The sequence below is a fragment of the Streptobacillus canis genome, assembly GCF_009733925.1.
Classification (GTDB): domain Bacteria; phylum Fusobacteriota; class Fusobacteriia; order Fusobacteriales; family Leptotrichiaceae; genus Streptobacillus; species Streptobacillus canis.
Genome location: NZ_WOEI01000018.1, coordinates 1 through 25,450 on the forward strand (window position 1 = coordinate 1; position 25,450 = coordinate 25,450).

General features: G+C 24.6%; 22 protein-coding genes and 1 other RNA gene. 19 read left to right on the plus strand and 4 right to left on the minus strand.

The features are described 5' to 3' along the window. The first annotated feature begins 129 nt into the window (after positions 1–129). From clpP to GM111_RS05485, 10 genes are read left to right on the plus strand one after another with little or no spacing between them, the layout of a single operon-like run. Positions 130–708, plus strand: a complete 579-nt coding sequence (gene clpP / locus GM111_RS05440) for an ATP-dependent Clp endopeptidase proteolytic subunit ClpP (RefSeq protein WP_156299917.1) — start codon at positions 130–132, stop codon at positions 706–708. Between the two features lie 2 nt (positions 709–710). After that, entirely contained in the window at positions 711–1,943 is a 1,233-nt protein-coding gene (gene clpX / locus GM111_RS05445) for an ATP-dependent Clp protease ATP-binding subunit ClpX (protein WP_156299919.1), read from the plus strand. Beyond that, a complete protein-coding gene (gene lon, locus GM111_RS05450; protein ID WP_156299921.1) occupies positions 1,943–4,267 on the plus strand; it encodes an endopeptidase La in 2,325 nt (774 codons plus the stop codon). Before clpX ends, lon begins: the two co-directional genes overlap by 1 nt. A gap of 14 nt (positions 4,268–4,281) precedes the next feature. Next, positions 4,282–5,301: a riboflavin biosynthesis protein RibF gene (ribF, locus tag GM111_RS05455; protein WP_156299923.1), complete on the plus strand. Its 1,020-nt coding sequence runs from the start codon at positions 4,282–4,284 to the stop codon at positions 5,299–5,301. Beyond that, positions 5,288–5,992, plus strand: a complete 705-nt coding sequence (locus tag GM111_RS05460) for a segregation and condensation protein A (RefSeq protein WP_156299925.1) — start codon at positions 5,288–5,290, stop codon at positions 5,990–5,992. The genes ribF and GM111_RS05460 overlap by 14 nt, the downstream gene beginning before the upstream one ends. Beyond that, positions 5,985–7,472: a murein biosynthesis integral membrane protein MurJ gene (murJ, locus tag GM111_RS05465; protein ID WP_156299927.1), complete on the plus strand. Its 1,488-nt coding sequence runs from the start codon at positions 5,985–5,987 to the stop codon at positions 7,470–7,472. The genes GM111_RS05460 and murJ overlap by 8 nt, the downstream gene beginning before the upstream one ends. 40 nt (positions 7,473–7,512) lie before the next feature. After that, positions 7,513–8,250, plus strand: a complete 738-nt coding sequence (locus GM111_RS05470; protein ID WP_156299929.1) for an ABC transporter ATP-binding protein — start codon at positions 7,513–7,515, stop codon at positions 8,248–8,250. Next, on the plus strand, positions 8,243–9,748 hold the full coding sequence (locus GM111_RS05475; RefSeq protein WP_156299931.1) for an ABC transporter permease/substrate-binding protein: 1,506 nt from the start codon (positions 8,243–8,245) through the stop codon (positions 9,746–9,748). The genes GM111_RS05470 and GM111_RS05475 overlap by 8 nt, the downstream gene beginning before the upstream one ends. 1 nt (position 9,749) lies before the next feature. Further along, positions 9,750–10,049, plus strand: a complete 300-nt coding sequence (locus tag GM111_RS05480) for a nucleotide pyrophosphohydrolase (protein WP_156299933.1) — start codon at positions 9,750–9,752, stop codon at positions 10,047–10,049. Continuing rightward, a complete protein-coding gene (locus tag GM111_RS05485) occupies positions 10,036–10,458 on the plus strand; it encodes a hypothetical protein (protein ID WP_156299935.1) in 423 nt (140 codons plus the stop codon). Before GM111_RS05480 ends, GM111_RS05485 begins: the two co-directional genes overlap by 14 nt. 15 nt (positions 10,459–10,473) lie before the next feature. Here GM111_RS05485 and GM111_RS05490 read toward each other — a convergent pair whose 3' ends face one another. From GM111_RS05490 to GM111_RS05505, 4 genes are all read right to left on the minus strand, one after another. Continuing rightward, positions 10,474–11,901 carry a nicotinate phosphoribosyltransferase gene (locus GM111_RS05490; RefSeq protein WP_156299937.1) on the minus strand — a complete coding sequence of 476 codons (1,428 nt, stop codon included), beginning with the start codon at positions 11,899–11,901 and terminating at the stop codon, positions 10,474–10,476. An 11-nt stretch (positions 11,902–11,912) separates the two neighbouring features. Further along, positions 11,913–13,529, minus strand: coding sequence for a ClC family H(+)/Cl(-) exchange transporter (locus tag GM111_RS05495; protein WP_156299938.1), 1,617 nt, complete (start codon positions 13,527–13,529; stop codon positions 11,913–11,915). A 23-nt stretch (positions 13,530–13,552) separates the two neighbouring features. Further along, positions 13,553–13,891, minus strand: a transfer-messenger RNA (tmRNA) gene (ssrA, locus tag GM111_RS05500). A gap of 42 nt (positions 13,892–13,933) precedes the next feature. Continuing rightward, the gene (locus GM111_RS05505) at positions 13,934–14,794 is read right to left on the minus strand and encodes a hypothetical protein (protein WP_156299940.1); all 861 of its coding nucleotides are present in this window, start codon (positions 14,792–14,794) and stop codon (positions 13,934–13,936) included. A gap of 106 nt (positions 14,795–14,900) precedes the next feature. On the opposite strand from GM111_RS05505, the gene GM111_RS05510 reads away from it, so the two are divergent. The 9 genes from GM111_RS05510 (at position 14,901) to typA (ending at position 25,449) form a co-directional block, all read left to right on the plus strand. Then, positions 14,901–15,365: a COG2426 family protein gene (locus tag GM111_RS05510; RefSeq protein WP_156299942.1), complete on the plus strand. Its 465-nt coding sequence runs from the start codon at positions 14,901–14,903 to the stop codon at positions 15,363–15,365. 109 nt (positions 15,366–15,474) lie between these two features. After that, complete coding sequence (locus GM111_RS05515; RefSeq protein WP_197034501.1) at positions 15,475–16,632, plus strand: hypothetical protein; 1,158 nt, start codon at positions 15,475–15,477, stop codon at positions 16,630–16,632. Next, entirely contained in the window at positions 16,614–17,279 is a 666-nt protein-coding gene (locus GM111_RS05520; protein WP_156299946.1) for a hypothetical protein, read from the plus strand. Before GM111_RS05515 ends, GM111_RS05520 begins: the two co-directional genes overlap by 19 nt. A 14-nt stretch (positions 17,280–17,293) precedes the next feature. Further along, positions 17,294–17,707 (plus strand): hypothetical protein, encoded by a 414-nt coding sequence (locus GM111_RS05525; protein ID WP_156299948.1) that lies wholly within the window; start codon positions 17,294–17,296, stop codon positions 17,705–17,707. Positions 17,708–17,716: 9 nt separating this feature from the next. Further along, on the plus strand, positions 17,717–18,283 hold the full coding sequence (locus GM111_RS05530) for a hypothetical protein (RefSeq protein ID WP_156299950.1): 567 nt from the start codon (positions 17,717–17,719) through the stop codon (positions 18,281–18,283). Then, positions 18,276–19,085 (plus strand): hypothetical protein, encoded by an 810-nt coding sequence (locus tag GM111_RS05535; RefSeq protein ID WP_156299951.1) that lies wholly within the window; start codon positions 18,276–18,278, stop codon positions 19,083–19,085. Before GM111_RS05530 ends, GM111_RS05535 begins: the two co-directional genes overlap by 8 nt. 217 nt (positions 19,086–19,302) lie before the next feature. After that, on the plus strand, positions 19,303–22,344 hold the full coding sequence (locus GM111_RS05540; protein WP_156299953.1) for a PAAR-like protein: 3,042 nt from the start codon (positions 19,303–19,305) through the stop codon (positions 22,342–22,344). 8 nt (positions 22,345–22,352) lie between these two features. After that, on the plus strand, positions 22,353–23,453 hold the full coding sequence (locus GM111_RS05545; protein WP_156299955.1) for a hypothetical protein: 1,101 nt from the start codon (positions 22,353–22,355) through the stop codon (positions 23,451–23,453). Positions 23,454–23,637: 184 nt separating this feature from the next. Then, positions 23,638–25,449, plus strand: coding sequence for a translational GTPase TypA (typA, locus tag GM111_RS05550; protein ID WP_156299958.1), 1,812 nt, complete (start codon positions 23,638–23,640; stop codon positions 25,447–25,449). Position 25,450 lies beyond the last annotated feature (1 nt).

Here is a 25,450-nt window from a genome sequence, read left to right on the forward strand (position 1 = left end):
ACAATAAGAATTCATAAATTATACTCAGTAATTATACTTAAATTATACTTGATAATATTAAAATGTAAAAAACTAAAGAAAGGAGTTGTATGATAAAGTTTAAGAACTAACTATATCATACAAGTAAAAATGAGTTTAGTACCTTATGTAATTGAAAATGAAGGTAATGGAGAAAGAACTTATGATATTTATTCTAGATTATTAAAAGATAGAATAATATTTCTAAGTGGAGAGATAAATACAGAAATGGCAAATGCAATAATCGCTCAATTATTGTTTTTAAATGCCCAGGATAAGGAAAAGGATATAACACTGTATATAAATTCACCTGGTGGTATGGTGACAGCAGGGCTTGGAATTTATGACACTATGAATCATATATCTTGTGATGTTGCAACTGTATGTATTGGTATGGCTGCAAGTATGGGTGCATTTCTTCTTTCATCAGGAACTAAAGGAAAAAGATTTGCTCTTCCAAATTCAGAGGTTATGATACATCAACCATTAGGTGGAGCGAGAGGTCAAGCAACAGATATACAAATAGTTGCAGAGAATATATTAAAAACAAAACATAAGTTAGCAGAAATATTAGCTAAAAATACTGGTCAAAGCTTTGAGAAAGTTATAGCAGATACTGACAGAGATAACTATTTATCTGCAGAAGAAGCACTAGCTTATGGTTTAGTTGATAAAGTATTGGAGAAATAATAATGATAGATGAAAAAGAATTTTATTGTTCGTTTTGTGGTAAAAGTGAAGAAGAGGTAGACACATTATTTTCAAATGAAGATTCTACTGCTTTTATTTGCAACGAATGTATTGTAAATAGGGAAATGGATATAGAAGAAGAATCACTTCCTTATTTTGACGATTTTAACTTATTAAAACCTAAACAAATTAAAGAAAAATTAGATGAATATATTATTGGTCAAGAACAAGCTAAAAAAGTATTATCTGTTGCAGTATATAATCATTTTAAAAGATTATCTATATTAGATAGTGAAAATAATGATATAGAAATGCAAAAATCAAACATTTTATTAATTGGACCAACTGGTTCAGGTAAAACTTTACTAGCTCAAACATTAGCTAAAATACTAAATGTACCATTAGCAATTGCTGATGCTACAACTATTACAGAAGCAGGATACGTTGGAGATGATGTAGAAAATGTACTTTTAAAATTAATAAAAGCTGCTGATTATGATATTGAACTTGCCCAAAGAGGAATAATATATATAGATGAAATTGATAAGATTGCAAGAAAGTCTGAAAATACTTCAATCACACGTGATGTTTCAGGTGAAGGTGTTCAACAAGCATTACTTAAAATAGTAGAAGGTACAGTTTCTTCAGTTCCTCCTCAAGGTGGAAGAAAACATCCAAATCAAGAAATGATAGAAATTGATACTACAAATATTTTATTTATTGTAGGTGGTGCATTTGAGGGACTTGAAGCAAAAATAAAGAGAAGATTAAATAAAAAACAAATTGGTTTTGGTATAGATATTGATAAAAATGAAGAATTAGATGATATGACAATATTTGAACATGTATTACCTGAAGATATTAGAAAATTTGGTATAATACCAGAATTAATAGGTAGATTACCTGTAATTACAGCTTTATCTGAATTAAATAAAGAAGCTTTAGTATCAATACTTACAAAACCAAAAAATGCAATAACTAAACAATATAAAAAATATTTTGAATTAGAAGATGTAGATTTAATTTTTGAAGACGATGCAATAGAAGAGATAGCTGAACTTGCATTAAAAAGAAAAATTGGGGCTAGAGGTTTAAGAAGCATTATTGAAAACACTATGCTTGATTTAATGTATGAAATTCCATCAAAACATGATGTGAATGAAGTTAGAGTTACAAAAGAAATGATACTTGAAAAAAATGAATTATTTATAAAAAGTGAAAGAGGGAAGAATTAATGAATAAAATGGAAATGTTACCTTTTATTCCAACTAGAGAAATAGTTTTTTTTCCACAAGCAGTTATGCCTATAATGGTAGGTAGAGATTTTAGTAAAAAAGCCATTGATTATTCTGTAGAACATACAGATGGTAAATTAGTTTTAGCGATACAAAAACAATCAATGAATGAAGAAATTCAAGGTATAGAGGATGTTGAAACTATAGGTGTTATAGGTAAAATTATCCAAATAATGAAAACACAAGATGGCAACTTAAGGTTAATAATTGAAGGGGAAGAAAGAATAAAGGTAACAGAGGTTATTAATGAAAATGGAATGTTTAAAGCAGGATATGAAAAATATCCAATAGAAAAAACAAAAAATAGAAATAACAAAAAATATAAATTATATTTAGAATCATTAATACAAGATCTAAATATAATTAATAATAGACTTATACCAGAAGATTTAATTAAAAATATTTTTGAAATTAAACCATTTGAAAGTCTAATGTATACTTTATCAACAACTTTGGATTTAAGTGAAGAAAATAGAATAGAAATATTAAAATCTAATAATGTTGATGAGATATTTGAAAATTTAACAAAAGCTTTAAAAATAAGATTAGAGCTTGAGGAAATTGATAGAAGTGTTGAAAATAAAGTTAAGAAAAATATTGAAGATAATCAAAGACAATATTATATTAGAGAAAAAATTAAAGGTCTATATTCAGAATTAGATGAAGAAGATGCTGAAGATGAAATAAATGAATTAATTACACAAATAGATTCGAGAGATTTACCATATGAATTAGCAGAAAAATTAATTAAGGAAGTAAATAGATATAAAAAAATGAACAATTTTTCTGCAGAAGCAGGTGTAATTAGAACATATATTGACACTTTACTAGAGATACCTTGGGAAAAAAGTGAAACAGAGGATATTGATATTAAAGTTGCAGAAGAAATATTAAATAAAGAACATTTTGGACTTAAATTAGTAAAAGATACTGTTCTAGAATATTTAGCAGTTAATCAACTTAATAAAGAAAATAATAAAAAAATGGGTACAATACTTTGTTTAATAGGGCCACCAGGTGTTGGTAAAACATCTTTAGGAGAATCTATAGCACATGCTATGAATAGAAAATTTGAAAGAATCTCATTAGGTGGAGTTCATGATGAATCTGAAATTAGAGGTCATAGAAGAACATATATAGGAGCTATGCCAGGAAGAATTATTGAAGCATTAAAAAGAGCTAAAGTAAATAATCCTGTTATTCTATTAGATGAGATTGATAAATTAGATTCTAATTTTAAAGGTGATCCTGCATCAGCATTACTAGAGGTATTAGATCCAGCACAAAATAAGACATTTAAAGATAATTATGTTGATTTTGAATATGATTTATCAGATGCATTCTTTATCTGTACTGCAAATGATTATTCTGGGATACCTAGACCATTACTTGATAGAATGGAAGTTATCAATGTAGATTCATACACTATACAAGAAAAACTAGCCATAGCTAAAAATTATTTAATTAATCAAGCAAAATTAGAAACAAGCATTAAAGATGTTAAATTTTCTGATGCAGTATTATTAGAAATAATTAATAAGTACACAATGGAAGCTGGAGTTCGTAATTTAAAGAGAGAAATAGTAAAAGTATTAAGAAAAATTGCAAAACTTAAACTAGAAAAACCAGAAGAAAAATTTACAATTAATACAAAAAATCTTTCAACTTATTTAGGTCCAGAAAAATTTAAAAAAGATAAAATGGCTGAGAAAAATGCAAAACTTGGAGTTGTAAAAGGATTAGCTTGGACATCTGTTGGAGGAACTACTTTAGATGTAGAAGCTGTAAAAATGGATGGTAAAGGACAAATACAATTTACAGGACAATTAGGTCAAACTATGAAAGAATCAGCAAGTGTTGCATATACTTATGTTAGAGCAAATCATAAAAAATTAGATGTTGTAAATCCAAAATTTTATGAAGAATATGACATACACTTACATTTCCCTGAAGGAGCTACACCAAAAGATGGACCTTCTGCTGGGATTACTATAACTACAGCAATAGTTTCAATATTATCTGAAAGAAAAGTAAGACAAAATATTGCTATGACAGGAGAAATTACAATAACTGGAGAAGTATTACCAGTTGGAGGAATTAAAGAAAAAGTATTAGGTGCTCATAGAATTGGTATTAGAGAAGTAATTCTACCTTTTGAAAATAAAGGTGATACTGTTGAGCTACCTGAAGAAATACTATCACAAATAAAAATACATTACGTAAAAAAATATTCAGAGGTTGAAAAAATAGTCTTTTCTGAATAACTGAAAGGTAAAAAATGAAAGTAATCTTAAAAAATATAAGTTATGCAGAGGAATATGCAAAATTTAGTAAAAATAAGATTTCAAGTGATATTGTTTTTAAAGAAAAAAATATAGTAGTATTAGGTAATTTTGATGGTGTCCATTTAGGACACCACGAAATTATTAAGAGAGCTATAGATTTAGGGAAAAAATTAAATCAAAAAGTATTGATATATACTTTTAGAGAATATCCTAAAAAAAAGGATACTTTAATTACAACATTATCTGAAAAACTATATATATTAGAAAAAATGAAAATAGACTATGTATATTTAGAAGAGTTTTTTGATATAAATGAATTATCACCTGAAGAGTTTATAAATAAAATAATAATAGATAAATTAAATGCAAGTGAAGTTTTCTGCGGATTTAATTATAGTTTTGGATCTGGCAGAAAAGGTGATATTTCTAAATTACAAGAGTTATTAAAAGATAAAGTTAAAGTAAATATTATCAATCCTGTTTTATTTAATTTAAAAACTGATGAATTAAAAATAGTAGAATTAAATGAGTTAAAAGCTTATCTTGACAAAGAATATTGTGTGATCTCAAGTACATTTATTAAAACACTTATAGAAAATGGTAAAATGGCACATGTACAAAAGTTATTAGGACATGAATATATTATTATGGGGAAAGTAGTTCATGGTAAAAAACTTGCTAGAACATTAGGTTTTCCAACTGCAAATTTACTTTCAAAAAATAAAATATATCCAATGTTTGCAGTATACGGTGTTAAAATTAAGGTAGAAGATGATGATACTCAATATTACGGTATTATGAATATAGGTAAAAATCCAACAATTGAGAACGAAGGATTACATATAGAAACACATATTTTTGATTTTGATATGGAAATTTATGATAAAATAATTGCAGTAGAATTACTTGAAAATATTAGATTAGAAAAAAGAATGAATTCATTAGAAGAGTTAAAAAAACAAATTTTAATGGATACAAAAATCTGGAAAGAGAAAATATATGACAAATATTGATTTACTTGTAAAAACAGAAAATTTTGAAGGTCCATTAGATTTATTTTTACATTTAATTGATAATAAAAAAATTGATATATCTAAGATATTAATTTCTGAGATTATCGATGAATATTTGAATATAATAAAAAATGAAACGGACCAAAATTTGAAAATAAAAATTGAATTTTTAGCAATGGCTACTGAATTATTGGAAATTAAAGCATATTCAATACTAAATGTAGACAAGAAAATCGAAAAAGAACAAGATCTTGAAAAAAGAATCTTAGAATATAAAATTATTAAAGAAATTGCAGAAGAATTTTCTAAAAGAGAAATTGAATATAATGTTCCTTATGTTGTTAAAGGAGAGAAGACTAAAGATCAAGAAAATATTTTCTATTCAATAGAAGAATTAACACTAAAAAATTTAAATCAAATATTTAATGAATTGATAAATAAAGTAGAAATAAAAGAAAAAATTAAAATTAATGTAGTAGATACTTTTACAACTACAGATGCATTATTCGAAATAGAGAAAGAATTTAATAAAAATAAGGAAATAAATTTTTCGACATTAATGAAAGGCAACTTTTCTAAAGGAAGAATAGTTAGCTTTTTTTTAGCGGTTTTAGATTTATTTAAAGAAGGAAATATAGAGATTACTTTATTAGATAATGACTTTATTATCAGAAAGGGATCACATGTTTAAATCAAGTTTAATTGTTATGATAATAAATATGGTTAGTAGAATACTTGGTCTAGTGAGAGAGGTTGTAATTGCTGCATATTTTGGTGCAAGTGGACAAACAGATGCTTATTTTGCTTCAACTAGATTAGCTAATTTTTTTACAACATTATTAGGTGAGGGTTCACTAGGAACAGCATTTATTCCAATTTATGATGAGATTAGGGAAGATAAAGGAGTAGATAGAGCAAATGATTTTGTATTTAATCTTACAAATTTATTAATTTCAGTTTCCTTTACAATTTCTTTATTAACAGCCTTATTTTCGGATTTTACACTTAAATATATTTTAAGATTTAAAGATCCAGAAATGCTAGGAACGGCATCAATATTATTAAAAATAATGGCTTTTTATTTGTTATTTATTTCAATATCAGGATTAATTTCATCATTATTAAATAACTACGGTAAATTTTATATTTCAACTTTAGTTGGTGTTGTATTTAATTTAACTATTATTTTTGGAACAATACTTACAAAAAATAAGCTTGGAATATATGGGCTTGGAATATCATTCTTATTATCAGGTTTATTTCAAGTTCTAATACAATTACCTTCATTTTTAAAGATATTAAAAAAATATAAATTTACGTTCAATTACAAAGATGAATACGTTAAAAGATTTGTTTTATTAATGTTCCCAACATTAATTGGAATATTTGGTTATCAAATAAATGAACTAGTTGATACAGCATTTGCAGGTAGTTTAAAATTAGGAACGATAAGTGCAATAAATTATGCATCAAGACTTTATTTATTACCTATAGGAGTGTTTGCTATTTCTTTATCAGTCGTAGTATTTCCAAACCTTTCAAAAGCAGTAGTTAAAAAAGATAATATATTATTTAAAACAACAATTGAAAGAGGAATGAATCTACTTGTAATTTTAATTATTCCATCAAGTTTGGGATTGATTTATTATTCAAAAGAAATAATAACATTATTATTTATGAGGGGTAAATTTGGAGTAGAAAGTGTAATTTTAACATCAGAAATATTAGAAATATATGCGCTAGGTTTATTATTTTTCTCAACAATTCATCTTTTAACCAGAGCACATTATGCTAATAAAGATAGAAAATTACCTGTAATTTCATCATTAATAGCGATAGCAATAAATATTATTTTAGACTTCTTATTATATAAAAAATTTACACATAGAGGTCTTACATTTGCAACTGCATTTTCTGCCTTTGTAAATTATTGTATATTATTAATATCTCTTAAAACAAGATATTCAAATATTAGTTTGCTAAAGTATGCCAAATTTATTGTTATTGCATTAGTTGATTCAATAATATGTATATTTGTGATTGAAAATTTAGTAAATATACAAAATCCAAATATTGAGATAATTATTAAGTTATTAGTATTTATAATTTTATATTTTGCTATTTTATCTATAAAATATATTAGGGATAAAAAAGAAATATTAGATAGATAAAAAAGAACTGTAAAACAGTTCTCTTTTTTGGAGGGATATCATGATAGAAATAACAAATCTTACCAAATCATATGGTGAAAAGAAAGTATTAGCAGACTTAAATTTAACAATTCATTGTGATGAATTTTTTGTAATAGTTGGAACTTCAGGTAGTGGTAAGACTACAACTTTAAAAATGTTAAATAGATTAATTGAACCTACAGAAGGTGAAATTCTATTTAATGGTAAAAATATTAAAGATTTTGATTTAAGAAGTTTAAGATTAGAAATGGGATATGTTTTACAAAAGATAGCTTTGTTTCCAAATTTAACAGTTAGAGAAAATATTGAATTAATCCCTGAAATGAAGGGGTGGAGTAAACAAAAAAGATTAGAAAAGTGTAAAATTCTCTTAGAAAAAGTTGGTTTAAATCCTGATACATATTTGAATAGATTTCCAAAAGAGTTATCTGGTGGAGAGCAACAGAGAGTAGGGATATTAAGAGCAATTATAACAGAACCTAAAATATTATTGATGGATGAACCTTTTAGTGCTTTAGATCCTATTTCAAGAAGAGAACTACAAAAACTAATTAAAGAATTACATGATGAGTTAAAAATTAACATTATTTTTGTAACACATGATATGCAAGAAGCAATGTTTTTAGCAGATCGAATTGCAATAATGTCTAAAGGAAAATTAATACAAGTAGATACACCAAATAATATTAAAGAAAAACCTGCAAATAAATTTGTAGAAGAATTTTTTAAAAGTGTAGAAGGTGACTGCCATGGGTAATTTATTTAATACATTAATAGAGAGAAAAAGTGAATTATTAATAGCGCTTTATGAACATTTGGAAATATCGCTAATAGCCTTATTCTTTGCAATTTTGGTAGGTGTTTCCTTAGCGTTATTAATTTCAAAATATAATAAAATAACAACTGTTTTATTACAAATTACAGGAATATTTCAAACAATACCATCTTTAGCCATTTTAGGATTATTAATTCCTATATTTGGTATAGGGAAATTACCTGCGATATTAACTTTAATACTTTATGCTGTTTTTCCAATATTACAAAATACAATTACTGGATTAAATGAAATTGATAATTCTATAAAAGAAGCAGCAGAAGCATTTGGGATGACTAAGTGGGAAAAAATTAGAAAATTTGAATTAGCACTTGCTATGCCTGTAATTATTTCAGGTATAAGAACTTCAACAGTAATGATTATTGGTACAGCTACACTTGCTGCATTAATTGGTGCTGGAGGTTTAGGATCATTTATTCTGCTAGGTATAGATAGAAATAATAGTGATTTAATAATAATTGGAGCGATTTCTTCAGCAATTTTAGCAATATTATTTAATTCCGGTATAGCATTTTTAGAAAAATTTAGTTTTAAGAAAGTATTACTAATATTTGCGTTAATATTTAGCTCTTTTTTTATTTCAATTAGTCCTAAAATGATGATGGATAATAAAACTATAGTAGTTGCGGGTAAATTAGGGGTAGAACCTGAAATAATAATAAATATATATAAAGAGTTGATAGAACATTATACAGATATAAAAGTTGAATTAAAACCAAATTTTGGTAAAACCACTTTTTTACACAAAGCATTAATTTCAGGAGATATAGATATATATCCTGAATATAGTGGTACAATATTATTTTCATTAGTATTTACTGATAAAATTAGTAATGATTCTATTGAAGTATATAAAATTGCAAAAGAGTTAATATATAAACAAGATAAATTAGTATATCTACCAACTATGGATTTTCAAAATACATATGCTTTAGCAATGAAAATGGAAGATGCTAAAAAATATAATATTGAAAAAATTTCAGATTTAAAGAATATAGAAAATAAAATAAAAACAGGTTTTACTTTAGAGTTTAATGACAGAGAAGATGGAAATAAAGGGTTAAAAAGACTATATAATTTAAATCTTGAAGTTATTACTGTAGAACCTTCACTGAGATATAAAGCTATTAAGAATAATGAAATTCAACTTATTGATGCATATTCAACAGATAGTGAAATAAAAGAATATGGATTAGTACTTTTAAAAGATAATTTAAGATTATTTCCTCCATATCAAGTAGGACCACTTGTAAGAGAAGAAGTATTAGCAAAGTATCCAGAAATTCAAAATGTATTAGAAAATTTAAATGGTATACTGACTACAGAAGAAATGATTGAAATGAATTACAATGTTAGAGTCAATAATAAAATGCCTAATGAAGTAGCAAAAGAATTTTTAAAATTAAAGGGATTGATATAAATTGGAAAAATTAAAAAAAAGATTACAAAAGTTTGTAAATGAAAGAGATTGGAATAAATTTCATACACCAGAAAATTTAGCTAAATCTATAATGATTGAAGGTGCTGAATTATTAGAAAATTTTCAATGGGGAGAAGTTTCATATAATAGTGAAAATGTAGAAGAAGAAATAGCGGATATAATGATTTATTGCATACATCTAACAAATACATTAGGTTTAGATCCTATTGAAATAATAAATAAAAAAATGGATAAAAATGATAAAAGATTTAAAAAGGTGATAGAGGGTGAAAATAACTAAAAAATATTTATTACTAATAGCAGGGATATTATGGTCAATTGCTGGATTTAATATCTTAAAAATTGGATTAACTACAGGTATAAAATGGTCATCAATTGCAGTTTTATTAGCTTTAGTTATATTTTATTTATTTAATAAAAATATATTTTCAAAACTTGTAATAAAACATACTGCAAGAATTATGGGATATGTTGAGGAGAAAAAAGAATTTTATTTATTTTTTGATAAAAGTTCATATTTGATAATGATTTTTATGATGAGTTTTGGAATTGCTCTGAGAAAATTTAGTTTAGTTCCTTTATTTTTTATTCAGTTTTTTTATACTGGATTAGGTTGTGCTTTATTTTTAGCGGGTATTAGATTTATTAAAAATTATCTTGAAGTAAATAAAAAAAATGTTTCCAATTAGGAAACATTTTTTTTGTTATATTCTAGAATTTAAATGATCCGGTGTAAAAAATAGATTAGCATTATTTCTAACTTCTTCTAGGGTATATTCTTTTAAAATTTCACCGTTTTCATAAACAAGATTTAAAATAGAGTTTGGATGATAATTATTTTCATCTAAATGTGAAATTTTTATAGTTTGTATTTCACCATTTTCTTTTTGTATTAAATCAAGTCTACCTTTTTTACTTACTTTACCTTTATCAGTAATTGGATCTTTATAAACATCTACTAATTTATCGTTAATTTTTACACAACTACATTTCATTGCAAATTTATGCGTATCTCTATTAATACTTGATTGTTTATTTCCTTGAAGTAAAGAGCCACCACAACCAAAAGCTATGTTTTCTGCTGAGTACCCATTATCTTTTACAGATTTTAAGATATCCCACACATTATCTTCGTAAATTCCATCTCCTTGAATAATTCTAATGTTATTTAATACTTTATAACCTTTAGAATTAATTGTAACACCAAACTTTTCTTCTACAATTTTTAAAGTAAATAAAATATTTGTAATAGGGTCTCCACTATCTGGTCTTAAAACAACTAGACCATCTCTACTAAGTATATCTTCTTTAAGTTCTTTAGAGAAGATATTTTCAATTGCGTTATAGTAATTATAACTATCACTAACAATAGAAACAAGTCCTGTAGGGAATTTTTTTATCATATTTTTATATGCATCTTTTTCATGATTTCTTGTCCAAGAAGTCATTGTACTATGTTCTGATGCAGGGATAGAATAACCAGCCATATCTGCATTATAATATTTTCTACCAAAAATTAGTGATTTTAGTGTATCAGTACCTTTGAAGTTTGTTAGATGAGCTAAACCTCCAAGACCAGCACTTTCTTCGCTTGAAACGCCTCTATATCCAAAATCATGAAGTTTAAAATCAATTTCACTATCTACATTATCTGAAGTTTGATTTAAGTAGTATAAAATAATTTGTTTAATTTTGTAAGAATATGTTGCAACTGTAATAGGGTACCATACTTTTAAAAGTAAAGTTTCAAACCAACTTACTACCCAAGGAACTTTACTGTCTGTAGATTCAACAGTAACAAGAACATTGTGATTTTTGATTATTGCACCTTCAGGTAAAGCTCTTATTCTTAAAGGTAGTTTACCATCAAGTTCTTTAACAATGTATTCCCAACCTTCTCTATTAAAGGGTAATCCGTGCATAGTTAATATTTCTTCAGCTTCATCAACCATTTCCATTGTAGCTCTTTTTGTTAAATATTTTTTCAAATAATATTGTAATCCAAAGAATTTTGTATATCCATATAATCCGCCACGACTTTCAATATAGTCATGAATATATGTAGTGTTTTCTGGATATTGTAAAAAATGTGATGCTTTATATGAATCTGTCATTAAGATTAAATTTTCCATTATTTTCCTCCTTATATACTGTGAATATCAATATTTTCAGTTGTCATTTCAGATAATTTTGACATATATCTTTTTGAAGTGTTTTCATCAGTTAAAAGTATTAATATGTCTGAATCTTTTAATATTGTGTCACCTTTAGGAATAAATTGTGAGCTACCCGCTCTTTCTATACCGATTATAAGTAAGTTTTGTGGCCATTCAATGTCTCTAATCATTTTATTTGAAAGACTTGAATCAGACATTACTGGTATTTTAATAGTTACAATTTTTTCATTTTTTTCCAAATGTTGTGCTTCTTCATCATGCTTTTTAAACATATTTTCAAATAATTCTTCATATACAGAATTATGTTTTAATAATTCAGAAAATGCATATGTAACAGCAGCAGTAATAACTAAAGAAAATAAGTTAGAGAAATTTCCACTCATTTCTAAAATTAATATAATTCCAGTTATTGGAGTTCTAACAACTGCTGTAAAGTATGATGTCATTGCTATTAAAACAAATAATGTAATATATTCTTCTGAAAAATTAAATGTATTTACTAAGAATAGACCATATATTTTTCCGACTAAAGCTCCTATTACAAGTAGAGGTAAGAAAATACCTCCAGGAGCACCAGTAGAGTAAGATAACATTGTAAAGAAGAATTTTCCAACCAATATTACACCAAGTAGTCTAAAAGTAGTAGTGTAATCTAATAAATGTTCAATTATATGATGTCCACCACCTGTAATGTCTGGTAAAAAATATATTACAAGTAGTGAGAATAGTGCAACAATTGATAATTTAGTATAACCACTTAATTTGATACTTGAATAAACATCTTTAAATTTTATAATATAGTAATTAAATACTGAAGCAAGTAATACCATAATAAAAGATAATATTGATACAAGTATTAAATGTAAAAGAATTTCTTTTAGTTCAAAATTAACAGGTGATATAAAACTAAATGATTCAAATGATAATTTAGTACCTAATATAAATTTTGAAACTAAATTTGAAAATAAAGATGCTATTAAAACACATATTAATAAAATAGGAGAAAAGAATTTATGTAATTCTTCAATTGCAAAAATTGCTCCAGCAAGAGGAGCATTAAAAGCAGCGGCTAAACCAGCACTTGCTCCACATGTTATTAAATATTTTTTTTCAACTTCTGTTCTTTGACTTATCTCATTTACTCCTTCACCAATTAGAGATCCTAAATGTATTGAAGGTCCCTCTCTACCTAGTGAAAAACCAATGAATATGGCTAATAGTCCAGAGAAAAATTTAGTAAATAATTCTGGAAACCAATTAAATTTTACCTTTTTTTGAATTAATCCCATAACTTGTGGGATACCACTACCTGAAATAAGTGGATATTTATTTAATGTAAATTGTATTATACAAGCAATAACAACAAATCCAACCATGATTAGTGGAAGACGTAAATTAATGTGTTCACCTATTAGGCTATTTCTAAATAAAGTGATTTTACCTAATAATAGGGTATATGCTGATACAACTACACCAGTTATTATTCCAGTTAATAGAGAATAAAATATTAACTTTAAACGTATTTTTCTGGAATGAAAATCTATGAAAGATTTAATTGTCTCAAATATTCCGTCCTTTTTCATAAAAATACCTTTCTAAAAAAAAATGGTGGAAGTGACGAGAATCGAACTCGTGTCCAACATAAAAACTAAGCAAAATATTCTACAAGTTTAGTTTATTTAAATTTTTAACAAATAAATACTAAATAAACAAAATTTTATTTGCGAGATTATATAATTTCCTCACTAAACATAATCATATTAATAAGTAAGCCATTAAAATGACGTTACTAATTGTATAATGGCACTACAAGTAATAACGTTAGCTGAACTACGCAGCTAAAGATAAATTGTTTTTTCCAATTATTTTTTGTGGTGTTTAAAGAGTATACCATCTCTACTTGCTAATTAAGCCCTTTTTATACTGTCAAAACCAAAACACTCCCACATATGTAATAATTATAGCATATTTATTTAAATTATTTCAATTATAAATTATCTTTAAAATCAATTCTATCAATAGTATTGAATATCTTTATTGATTCTAAATTTGTTAAACCAAGCATAAAAATTGAAGAATTAATGTCTTCAATGATTTTTTTCTTATTGTTATATTGGAACAGAATTGTGTATTTTTTTATCATTTTATATTTATTTAAAAGTATTGCAAGTACAAAAGCATCAATTTGATATTTGTATTTTAAAGTATTGTTTGCTAATTCATTTATTATATTAAAAGCTTTAATATATTTTTTCATTAATATATTTAAGATAAACTCATTTTTTTGTACATTTTCATTACTTTTATCAAAATATTTTTTTGCATTTTTATGTAATGAATTCATTAATAGAGTATTTTTTAAATGATAGTTAGAAAAAATTCTATTATATAATGCATTAAGATATATTTCATCATTTTTTTTTGGAGCAATTTTTGAAGCATGAAAATCACATAAGTAGAATTTTTTATTTTGAAATAGTATATTAGATATTTCTACATTAAATAAATCTTCTAATTTTTTTGATGAAATAATTTTTTCAATTTCAGAAAGATCATTTTCATAATTTTCTGGTTTATATACATGTAGCGAAAAAAATAATTGAACAATGTATTGTAAATTTTTTTCGATTATTTTATTGTATGTTAAAAACTTTAACAGTTTTATCTTTTTTTCTGTTAAATTATATTTATCGTAAATATTAATTAATTCAGATACAATAAATATTTTGATTTCGTCATCATCTACTTCAATACTTTTGTCTATTAAATCTAATGAAATTTTTTCAATTGTTTGATCATATATTATTAATTCAAGAGTATTCATAAATTCTTCTACTTCTTTTTTCATATTCCACCTCAATAAAAGTATACATTCAAGAATTAATATTGTCAATATATGGAAAAAAATGTAATAATGTGATAATATATATGAAACAAATAAAAAAAGGAGAATTATGTTATTGAAATATTTTTATATTTTCATTATTTCTGCAACTCCATTTATAGAGTTAAGAGGTGCAATTCCATCATCTCAATTAATGGGATTACCACTTATACCATCTATACTTATTTCTGTTTTTGGAAATATTTTACCAATACCATTTGTATATTTTTTTGCAAAAAAAATATTGGACTGGGGTAAAGGTAAAAAATATATAGGAAAAACTTTCACATATATTTTGAAAAAAGGACATCAAGCAGGAGAAAAAATATTATTAAAGAGTGGTAATGGATTTTTCTTGGCACTTCTATTGTTTGTTGCAATTCCATTTCCAGGAACAGGAGCATATAGTGGGATACTAGCAGCTTCGCTACTAGATATAGACTTTAAAAAGAGTGCTACAGCAGTAACTTTGGGAATCATAGTTGCAGGAATAATTATGACAATGTTAACTACGTTTTTTAAAATCGCAATATAGTTTAAACCTTATAAATCCTAGAATTTATTAGGTTTTTTTTATTTTGTGGAATAAATTTAAAAAAATATTTAACTTATCTATTGACATATTTATAAAATAAGGTTATATTATGAGTAAGAAAAGCGAGGTGAAAATGAGGGGGATATTTAAGGGTAATAATAAAACAGAAAATTTTGAAGCTGTTGAAGAAGTTATTGAGGAAAAAAAAGACATAAGAATAGAAATTATAAATAATATACTTTGTGAATTTGATAACAAGAATAAAAAGTTTGAAAAAAATTTTGAAAATGATTATAAAAATTTTATCCAAGATAGAGATAATTTAGAAATAAATTTTTTAGTTTCAAATAAGACTAGAGAAGGATTTTATTCAATGTTAGAAAAATATGAATATGAAGAAAATATTGAATTTATTTCTGCAGCCTATTTAGAAATTGATATAGATAAAAGGGATTTAATTGAAAAAAGATTATTTGTTGGGCAAGTAGAAAAAGAAGGAATAATTTCAGAGTTTAAGTTTAAGTTAGTAAAAGATGAGAGATATAAAGGAGAAGTAGATATACTTCAAAATATAGCTCAACTAAATAATTTATATATAAATTATTTACCTTTACATTTATTTGAACGATTTTATCATATAAAAATTATTTCAATTACAGGGAATTTAAATTTGTATGATTTGAAATTTGATAATGAAATAAAAATAAGTTTTGATTTTGAAGAATTTACAGAAAATGTTAAAGTTAATTATCAGTTATATTGGAATATTGAAAAAGTAAATTTTTTTGCAACAAAAAAAATTATACCAACAGAAAAAAATATATATTTTGAATATTTATTTGAATTGGATTCTAATTTTAGATTCTTAGTAGTAGATAAAGAAAAAAATATATATGGAATAATAAATACGGGAGAGTTTTTAAAAGTGTGGACTTTAAATTCTAATTATAAATTATGGAATTTATATAAAATCAGTAATTTAAAAGAAGAGGTGATGTATTCAAATAAAATTGAAATTGGATATTTAAAAGTGTTAAATGAGGAATGTATTAAAAACATAATTTTGTCAAATACTATGTTTAAAGAAAGTGTTTTGAATTATGAAATATATTTTGAAAAAAATATTCAAGGGGAGGAGGTAACAAATTTAGGGATTTTCTTTAAGAATAATTTTTATGCACCAAATGATATTTTAAGATATTTGGGTGAAATTTTAAAAGAGATTTTTCCTAGAAAAAGATTTAAATTATGTCAAAAGGAGTATTAGAAAGAAAAATTCCATATTTCTATAATTTTACGTGGTTTGTACTATTTGATCATATAAAAAAATATGGATTGTATGAAGGTTATTCAAAATTAATAAAAACATTAAAGACTGATAGTAGTTCATTTTTTTCGACAATGCAATTTGTATCAGCATATTTAAATGACTTTGACAAATATCTAGCGAGTTTAAATCCTGATTTTTATGATTTTGTTGATGTAAATGAACTTAGTGAGGATGAAAAAAATGTTGTATTTATTTTAGCAGCATCAATGGATCTAAGAGTAAATAAACCTATATTTGAACAAATATATGAATATATTATTAAAGATTTGAATTTAAAAGGCGAGTATAAGGAAATAATTGCAAAATATATTTTAAAATATAAAATAACTAAAAATATAGATTATGTATTAAAGAATATGATAGATGAAGTATTTCCTAAAAATATACTTTATAAGAATCTTGATAAAAATAAAAATGTTCTATATGTTACAGATAGATTTAATTCTGAGAAAAATAGATTTATAAAAACAATTGAAAAATATTTTTTAGAAAACGATGACAAAATAAAAGTATATTGGGGTAAACATTTTACTGTTTTAGATCATAGAAGCATTTCAAAAATAGAAAAAAATACATTATTTTAGTAGGGAGGGATAAGTTGTTTAACTATAAAGTAATCATAAATAAGGGAAGTGATAATTTAAACATAGAACAAGCGGAAATATTTGATTTAAATTATACTATAAAATCAAGAAATGACAGTTTAGTTTTAGGTGATAAATCTATATCTGTATTATTAGGAATAAAGTTTTTAAATGATCCAAATGATAAAACTATTCGTGAAAATAGTAAGAAAAAATTAAAAGAAATATTTAATTGGAGTAAATCTATAGATGATTATAGAAAAATCATTATACAAGAAATACTAACAGAAGACGAAATTATTGAAATTAGTTTTGAAGGAATGTATATTGAAGAAATAACAAAAAAATATAATGTTGAAAACATAGGAGAATATTTGATATTATTAAAGCAAAAAATACTACAAAATAACAAAATAAAAATTGAATAGGGGGTTAATATGAAATGTGTAGTTTTAAGAATAAATAATATAACTTTTGAAAATATATACATTTATGATTTTAAATCAAAATGTAAATTTAACTCACATAATGAAGATATAGTAATCTTTTCATGTGATAAAGAATATGAGGAAAAATTAAATATAATTTTAGAAAGTGATGAAATTACATATGAGATAGTTGGATTAGAAAATAAAGAAATGAAAGGTCTTATAAAAGAATTACTAATTGAACCATTAAACGATTCAACAATTGTTGTAAGATTATGTGGTGTAGATGAAAGTATAAGACTTTCATTAAATAAAGGTTTAGTCAGACTTTATCAAGATACAAGATTACCAGTAAAACAAGTAATAGAAGACGTATTAAAAGATTATGGTTTTAATTATCATATTTCTAAAAATATTAACATGGAAATTGGAAGGGTTTATTATCAATTTAATGAAGATGACTGGTCATTTTTAGTGAGAGTATTATCAGATTTTAATGAGAGAATATTTATTAATAGGGAAGGAATAATTGTCTTTGGTGAAGAACAATTATTTGAGGTAGAAGAAATTGCTTAAAGTAAAACAAAAATACTTAAATGGTAATTACATGATACAATTTGAATCAGAAAAAATATATTCTTTAGGAAAAATTATTAAATATAAAGATCAAAAATATATTGTAAATGAAACTGAAATTGGTTTAAAAAATAATTTCTACTTTAGTACAGTAACCTGTACTAAAGTAGGAGACTTTAAAATCAAATCAAAAAGAAATTTAAATATAATTGGTAGCTCTTTAAAGGGGAGAGTGGTTAAAATATTTTCAGAAGACGAAAAAGCTTATATGAATGTAGATTTTAGTGAATTTTTAGTTATGAATTTTGGTAAAATACAGGAATTTGGTAAAAACTATGTTAGCATACCATATAAAACTTTCTACTCACAATCAAGTACTGGATTATTTCCAACTCCAGAAGTTAATGATGTTGTTGATGTTATATTCATAAATGAAGATGAAAACAACATGAAGGTTTCATGGAGTTTAGAAAATGAAAATAGTTCGAGATTTAATGATGGAGAAAAAAGAAATTATTTAAATAAAGAATTAGATTTAAATTTTAACAAGGATGTATTTAAAGTCAATTTTAAAAATAAGATTGATATTTTAGGAGGTGAGATTATACTAAATAGTAAAGATATATTATTAAAAACAAAAGAAAAATTAGGGTTAGCATCGGATTTTGATATAGCAATTGAGGCAAATGATGATTTACAAATTTATGGGAAAGAGGTGATGATAAAAAATAAAGGAAAGAGTTTAAGTTTTATTAGTGATGGGGATATACTCTTAAAGGGGAAAAAAATTCATAATGATTAAGAGGTGAATAAATGGATTTTAATAAAGTTGAGGAAATAAAAAAGACAAAAGAAATTACTGATTTTTTGATAAATTAGCAGATATATTCTTATTAAAAACATATAATGATATTGATGATTACACTTTTGGAAGATATTCATTAAATAAGCTAAAAGTGGTAGAAAAATTCCCAAACACAGACTTTGACTACCTGGTCTACACAACAGAAGGCCATGAGATGCAAAATGAGTTAATAATTATGGAATTAATGGATATCGCTGAAGAAATAAATCCAATATTACAAGAATTTAATGATCAAGAAATTTATGTAGATGAAAAAATAAAGTATTTTTACAATCATAGTGAGATAGACTTTAAAAATATAAAATCTAAAAACTCAAATTTTATAAATCTTATTGATTATAGAGGTAAAAATTTAAAAATAAATATAGCTGGAATTTTAGCAACGGCTTTTATATTTGGTATAAAATCTACAAAAGATTTTTTGAAAGAAAAGAATGGAATATATCTTGATCATAATATGATTCCAATAACTGAATATTATAAAAATTTTGAAATAATAGATATAGCAAATATATTTATCAAAAAAATTGAAGAAGTTGTAGTACCAATTGAAAATAAGGAAGATGAGGAATTTATTGAAAAAATTCCTGAAAATGATAAAAAAGATTTTTTTGGACAAGATAGTAAAACAAGCCTCTCTTCTGTTATTGATGCTCTTAAGAATCCAGAAATTTTAAAGGTAATCTTAGAGTTAATAAAAAATAAAAAGAATAATACCTTAGATGTTAAAAAATTAAATGATACTTTTAAGGATTCGGAATTGATAAAAATAAAAGACTTTGAAACAGAGAAATTTGTTGATAAAACAACAAAAAAAATGGTAAAGCAAAATAATGATGTAAATAGATTATTAAAAGAAAAGTATGAATCAAAAGAATATAATCAAAAACCTAGTCATTATATTGAAAAAACAACCAATAGAGATACTTTAGAAGATGATAACGAAGACATAGATACAATACTTAATAACTATGAAAAAAATAGTAAAGATAATTCAGGTATAGGTGATGTAATTAGACAAAGAGGTTATGATGATTTTAGAGATATTTCAAAAAAAGATAAAAAGTTAAATATTGAAGATATGATATATTTAATTCTAAAGAATAACAAAGGAGAAGAAGAATTAAGAAAATTAGAAAATTGTTTGGGAGAATATAGTTGTAGATATATCAATGAAAATCTTTTAAACAAAATAAAATCTTTCACAAAAAATTTGTTCTTATCAAAAGTTAGTGAGTTAATAAATAGAAATCTAAAATATACTGGAATAGATTATCAAATTGATTTAACAGAATACGACTATTTGAAATTTGGTAAGAAAGATATAGACGATGTTAAGATTAGAGGTGATAAAAGAATTCTAGATTTTCTTAAGATAAACAATTTAGTAAAAAAAAGCTTTGAGGTGGATTCAAAAGGGGTGAGAATTTATCCAAGATCTAGAAGGATTTTTGACAATATTTTAATTGAATATATAAAGAAGAGGTTAAATTTTAAAAAAGAAAATTTTGATGGTATTGATATTAAAGATGCCAATCACTGTAGAAATATACTTATTTTGTTGGATGAACTTACTAATGGACTAGCAGAAGATGATTATTCAAGATTAGATGAAATTGGTAGTGAATTAAATATTACAAAAATGATTATTGCTTTACTTAAAAATAAATTTAGGTATAGTAATAAATTATTAGAATTATTAAATTCAAGTATTGATAAAAATTATGATGAATATACTAAAGATTCTACAAGATCAATTGATAAATCAAGTATATTGAATATTTTTCCAACAAGTATTAGCTTAGAAAAACATTGTGAGATAAAGAAAATTAGAGGTATTTATTTTTTCTATAAATCATTTTATGAAGATGAAAAAAATAAAATTTTAAAATCTGAAACAATTGCAACTACAAGTGTTTTAGTAAAGTGTAGTATGTGTCCTACTCCAAGTAGATTTATAACAGGTAGTGTTAATACTTTTGTTAAAGGAGATATGGTATTAACTGAAAATGATAAATTAATTACGCCATTTGCTACATGTGCTTTATCTAAAATTTGTTCTATTAATATTTTAACAAGTAATTGGAATAATGTATCAAATATTACATATTTAAATGCTAGAGCACTATTAATTAGTTCAAATATCAATTGTTCTGTTGGAGGGTTAATAACTTTAGAATCGACAATAAATAAAAATGTTTTAAAATCAGAGATTAAAGTAAGTAATATTCAAAGTGATAATAAGACCAAAAAGATAAGTCCATTTAGGACTAAGTTTGAACTTAAAGAATTTTTAAATGACAGGATTATTTCTTTTAAAAAAATAAATGAATTTTATCTGATGAAAGAAAATTCAATGAAATTCATTAAAAATTTAGAAATATTTATGAGAGAATCTGAAAAGATACTAGCAAGTTTTTTAAAACTTAAATATTTTGAAGATAAAATTGACTACAAGTATGCAATTTATGATGATCTAAAAATTATTGATATTTCTGATGTATCTGAAGTAGTAAAAGAATATTATTATTGTTTTATCAATAGAAAAAACAATAATAAAGGAACAAAAATTTACGAAAAATATGGGAAAAATATTAATGCTCATGATTTTGTTGAAGAATATTTAAAAGACTGTAATTTTATTAATTCGGATTATGAGGTGGATGAAGGTAGAAATTTAAATGAGCCAATTTGGATTAGATATTTGTTAAAAGAATATAATAGGTATAAAAATAGAAAAAGAAATATGACTCTTAATGAAGAATTTAAAAGAAAAATAGTTGAATATCATAAAATAGGTGGAGGTATTGATGCAAATAGCCAAAAACCGTGGTGTGCTTCTTTTGCAAATTGGATATTACATATCTCAGGAATTGGATCATATAAAACTCCTTCTTCACAAGAAATGATTAAAAAATTAAATAGAATAGATAAATCGTTATATGGTTCTATTGTAATTTATACAAAATATGATGAAAATAATAATTCGACAGGTCATGGACACATTACCTTCATATTAGGAATAACAGATGATAAAAAGCAATATATCTGTTTAGGGGGTAACCAAGATAGGGAGATTAAATTTAGTAAGTATTATGTAAATAAAAAAATGGGAGTAAAAGGTGGTTATTTTAAAATTAATGGAATATTTTGGCCACCAGGATACCCAGTTGAAGGAATTCAGGAAATAAAATAGGGGGGAAAATGAGAAAATTAATATTATTATTTTTAATTTATTCTAATGTTGTATTGGCAAATAATAATGCTAAAATTAATACAAGCGAGGAAATAAAAAATTTAAAAAAAGAGATTGAAAAAATAAAGATAGAAAAAGATAGAGAAATTGATGAAATAAAGAAAGAGAGAGAAAGAGAAAAAAATGATGTAGAAAATTTAAAATATGAAGGTTTAGATGTACATGCAAGATCAGAAATAGATGAATATTCTATAAATATGTCACAGAAGTTAGACTTGTTAAAAGACAAATTGAAATCAAGATATAAGATTGGTAAAATAGAAAGTTCGGGGGAAAGTTTTTTAACAAGTCTTGATAATGAGGATACTAAGTTTAATTTTGGTATTATAAATAAATCATTTGTTAGTAAAAATTCATATAAAAATAATACAGATATTTTTTTCATAAAAAATATTAATAACGATGGAAATATATTTGGTGTTGGAGTATACGGGGGTTACATCAACACTAAATATAAGAAATTTACTAATAAAGATTTACATGGTTTTGATATAGGTGTAATTATTGAAGGTACTTTACCAGATTATGGTATAAATTTTGTAAGTTTAAATGAATTTAATAAAGATTTTAAAATTAAAGATAATTATTCCTCAAATTCAATTGTAGGAGGGGTAGGTTTAATGTATAAAAAAAGTTTCGGTTCAATATTTTATGTAGAACCATTGGCTTTTATGCTCTATGGAAGTAATATAAATTCAAAACTTAAATTTAATAATACAGATGTTTTGGTAAAAAATAATTTTATGTATAGTGCAGGTGGAAATTTAAAATTAGGTTTAGAAAAAGAAATTGATGAAAATATATATAATTTTTTCATAGAGACTACATTTGATAAAAAAATAAAAAAAGAAAATAATTTAGTATTTAAATTTAAAGATAAAGATAGATATTCAAATGTACAACTTGAAAATGATATAAATTTAGATTTAGGAATGGGGTTAGATATATTATTAAAAAAAGAACATCGATTACATATTGATGGAGGTATAAGTTTAATCCCAGTTGAAAAGCTCTATAAAATAGGAGTATCTTATGAGCTTTTAAAATAATGCTACCCACCATTATTATCTATAAAAAATACTGGCTTAGGTCAGTATTTTTATTTTTTTCTTGACATTAATATTGTTATGGTGTACTATATAAATATAACGACGGTACTGTTAACATGAAAATATATACAAAGATTAGAAAAAATGCTATAATATTATGATGAAATATAGGAAGGTTAAGAAAATGAAAATTAAAAACATAGCTATTATAGCACACGTAGATCATGGGAAAACAACACTAGTAGATGCTTTATTAAGACAATCTGGAACTTTTTCTCAACATGAAAAATTACAAGAAAGAGTAATGGATAGTAATGACATTGAAAGAGAAAGAGGAATAACAATATTTTCAAAGAATGCTTCAATACATTATAATGGGTATAAAATTAATATTGTTGATACACCTGGTCACTCAGATTTTGGAGGAGAGGTACAAAGAATATTAAAAATGGTTGATTCAGTATTACTTTTAGTTGATGCATTTGAAGGAGTAATGCCACAAACAAAGTATGTATTAAAACAAGCTTTAGAACATGGTTTAAACCCAATTGTAGTTATTAATAAAATTGATAGACCAAATTCTGATCCAGAAAATGTTGTTAATATGGTATTTGATTTATTTGTTGAATTAGGTGCGAATGATGTACAACTAGATTTTCCGGTGGTTTATGCATCAGCAAAAGCAGGTATTGCTAAATTAAATTTAAAAGATGATAGACAAAATATGAAGGATTTATTTGATTTAATTATCGAAAAAGTACCTCAACCTGAAGGAGATATAAATGAAACTCTTCAAATGCTTGTAACTAATATAGAATATGATGAATATGTTGGTAAACTTGCAACAGGAAGAGTATATAATGGTACTATCTCTAGAAATCAAGATATAGTATTAGTAAAAAGAGATGGGAATCAAGTAAAATCTAAAATTAGTAGAATATATGGATATGAAGGATTAAAAAGAGTTGAATTAGAAACAGTAAGTGCTGGAGAAATAATAACAGTTGCAGGGATAGAAGGTGTAGATATAGGAGAAACAATTTCTGATAAAGATAATGTTAGAGCATTACCTTTAATTGATATTGATGAACCAACTCTAGCAATGCACTTTATTGTAAATGACTCACCATTTGCAGGAAGAGATGGGAAATTTATTACTTCAAGAAATATATTGGAAAGATTAACAAAAGAAGTGAATCACAATGTGAGTATGAAACTTGAACAAACTGATTCTCCAGATGTATTCTTAGTAAAAGGTCGTGGAGAACTTCAATTATCAATACTTTTAGAAAATATGAGAAGAGAAGGTTATGAAGTACAAGTATCAAAACCAAAGGTAATATTTAAAGAGGTTGATGGAGTTTTACTTGAGCCAATTGAATATGCAACAATAGATGTAGCAGATGAGTTTGTTGGTGTAGTAATTGAAAAAATTGGAGTTAGAAAAGGTGAAATGACAAATCTTGTTCAAGGTGGAGATGGTTATACAAGGCTTGAATTTAAAGTTCCAGCAAGATGTTTAATTGGATTTAGAAATGAATTCTTAACAGATACAAGAGGTACAGGTATTTTAAATCATACATTTTATGATTATGAAAAATATAAAGGAGATGTTCCTAATTTTAGAAAAGGTGCATTAATTTCAATGGAAAATGGAACTACATTTGCATACGCTTTAAATAACTTACAACCAAGAGGTATTTTATTTGTTGAACCAGGTGTTGAAGTATATGAAGGTATGATAGTAGGAGAACATACAAGAGACAATGATTTAGTTGTTAATGCTTGTAAAGGTAAAAAACTTACAAATATGAGAGCGGCAGGATCAGATGATAATGTAAAATTAGCTCCAGCAAGAGTATTTACATTAGAAATGGCACTTGAATATATTAATGATGATGAATTAGTTGAAATAACACCAAATGAAATAAGACTTAGAAAAAAATTATTAACTGAAAATGAAAGAAAAAAAGCTAGAAATAGTATAGATAGGTGAT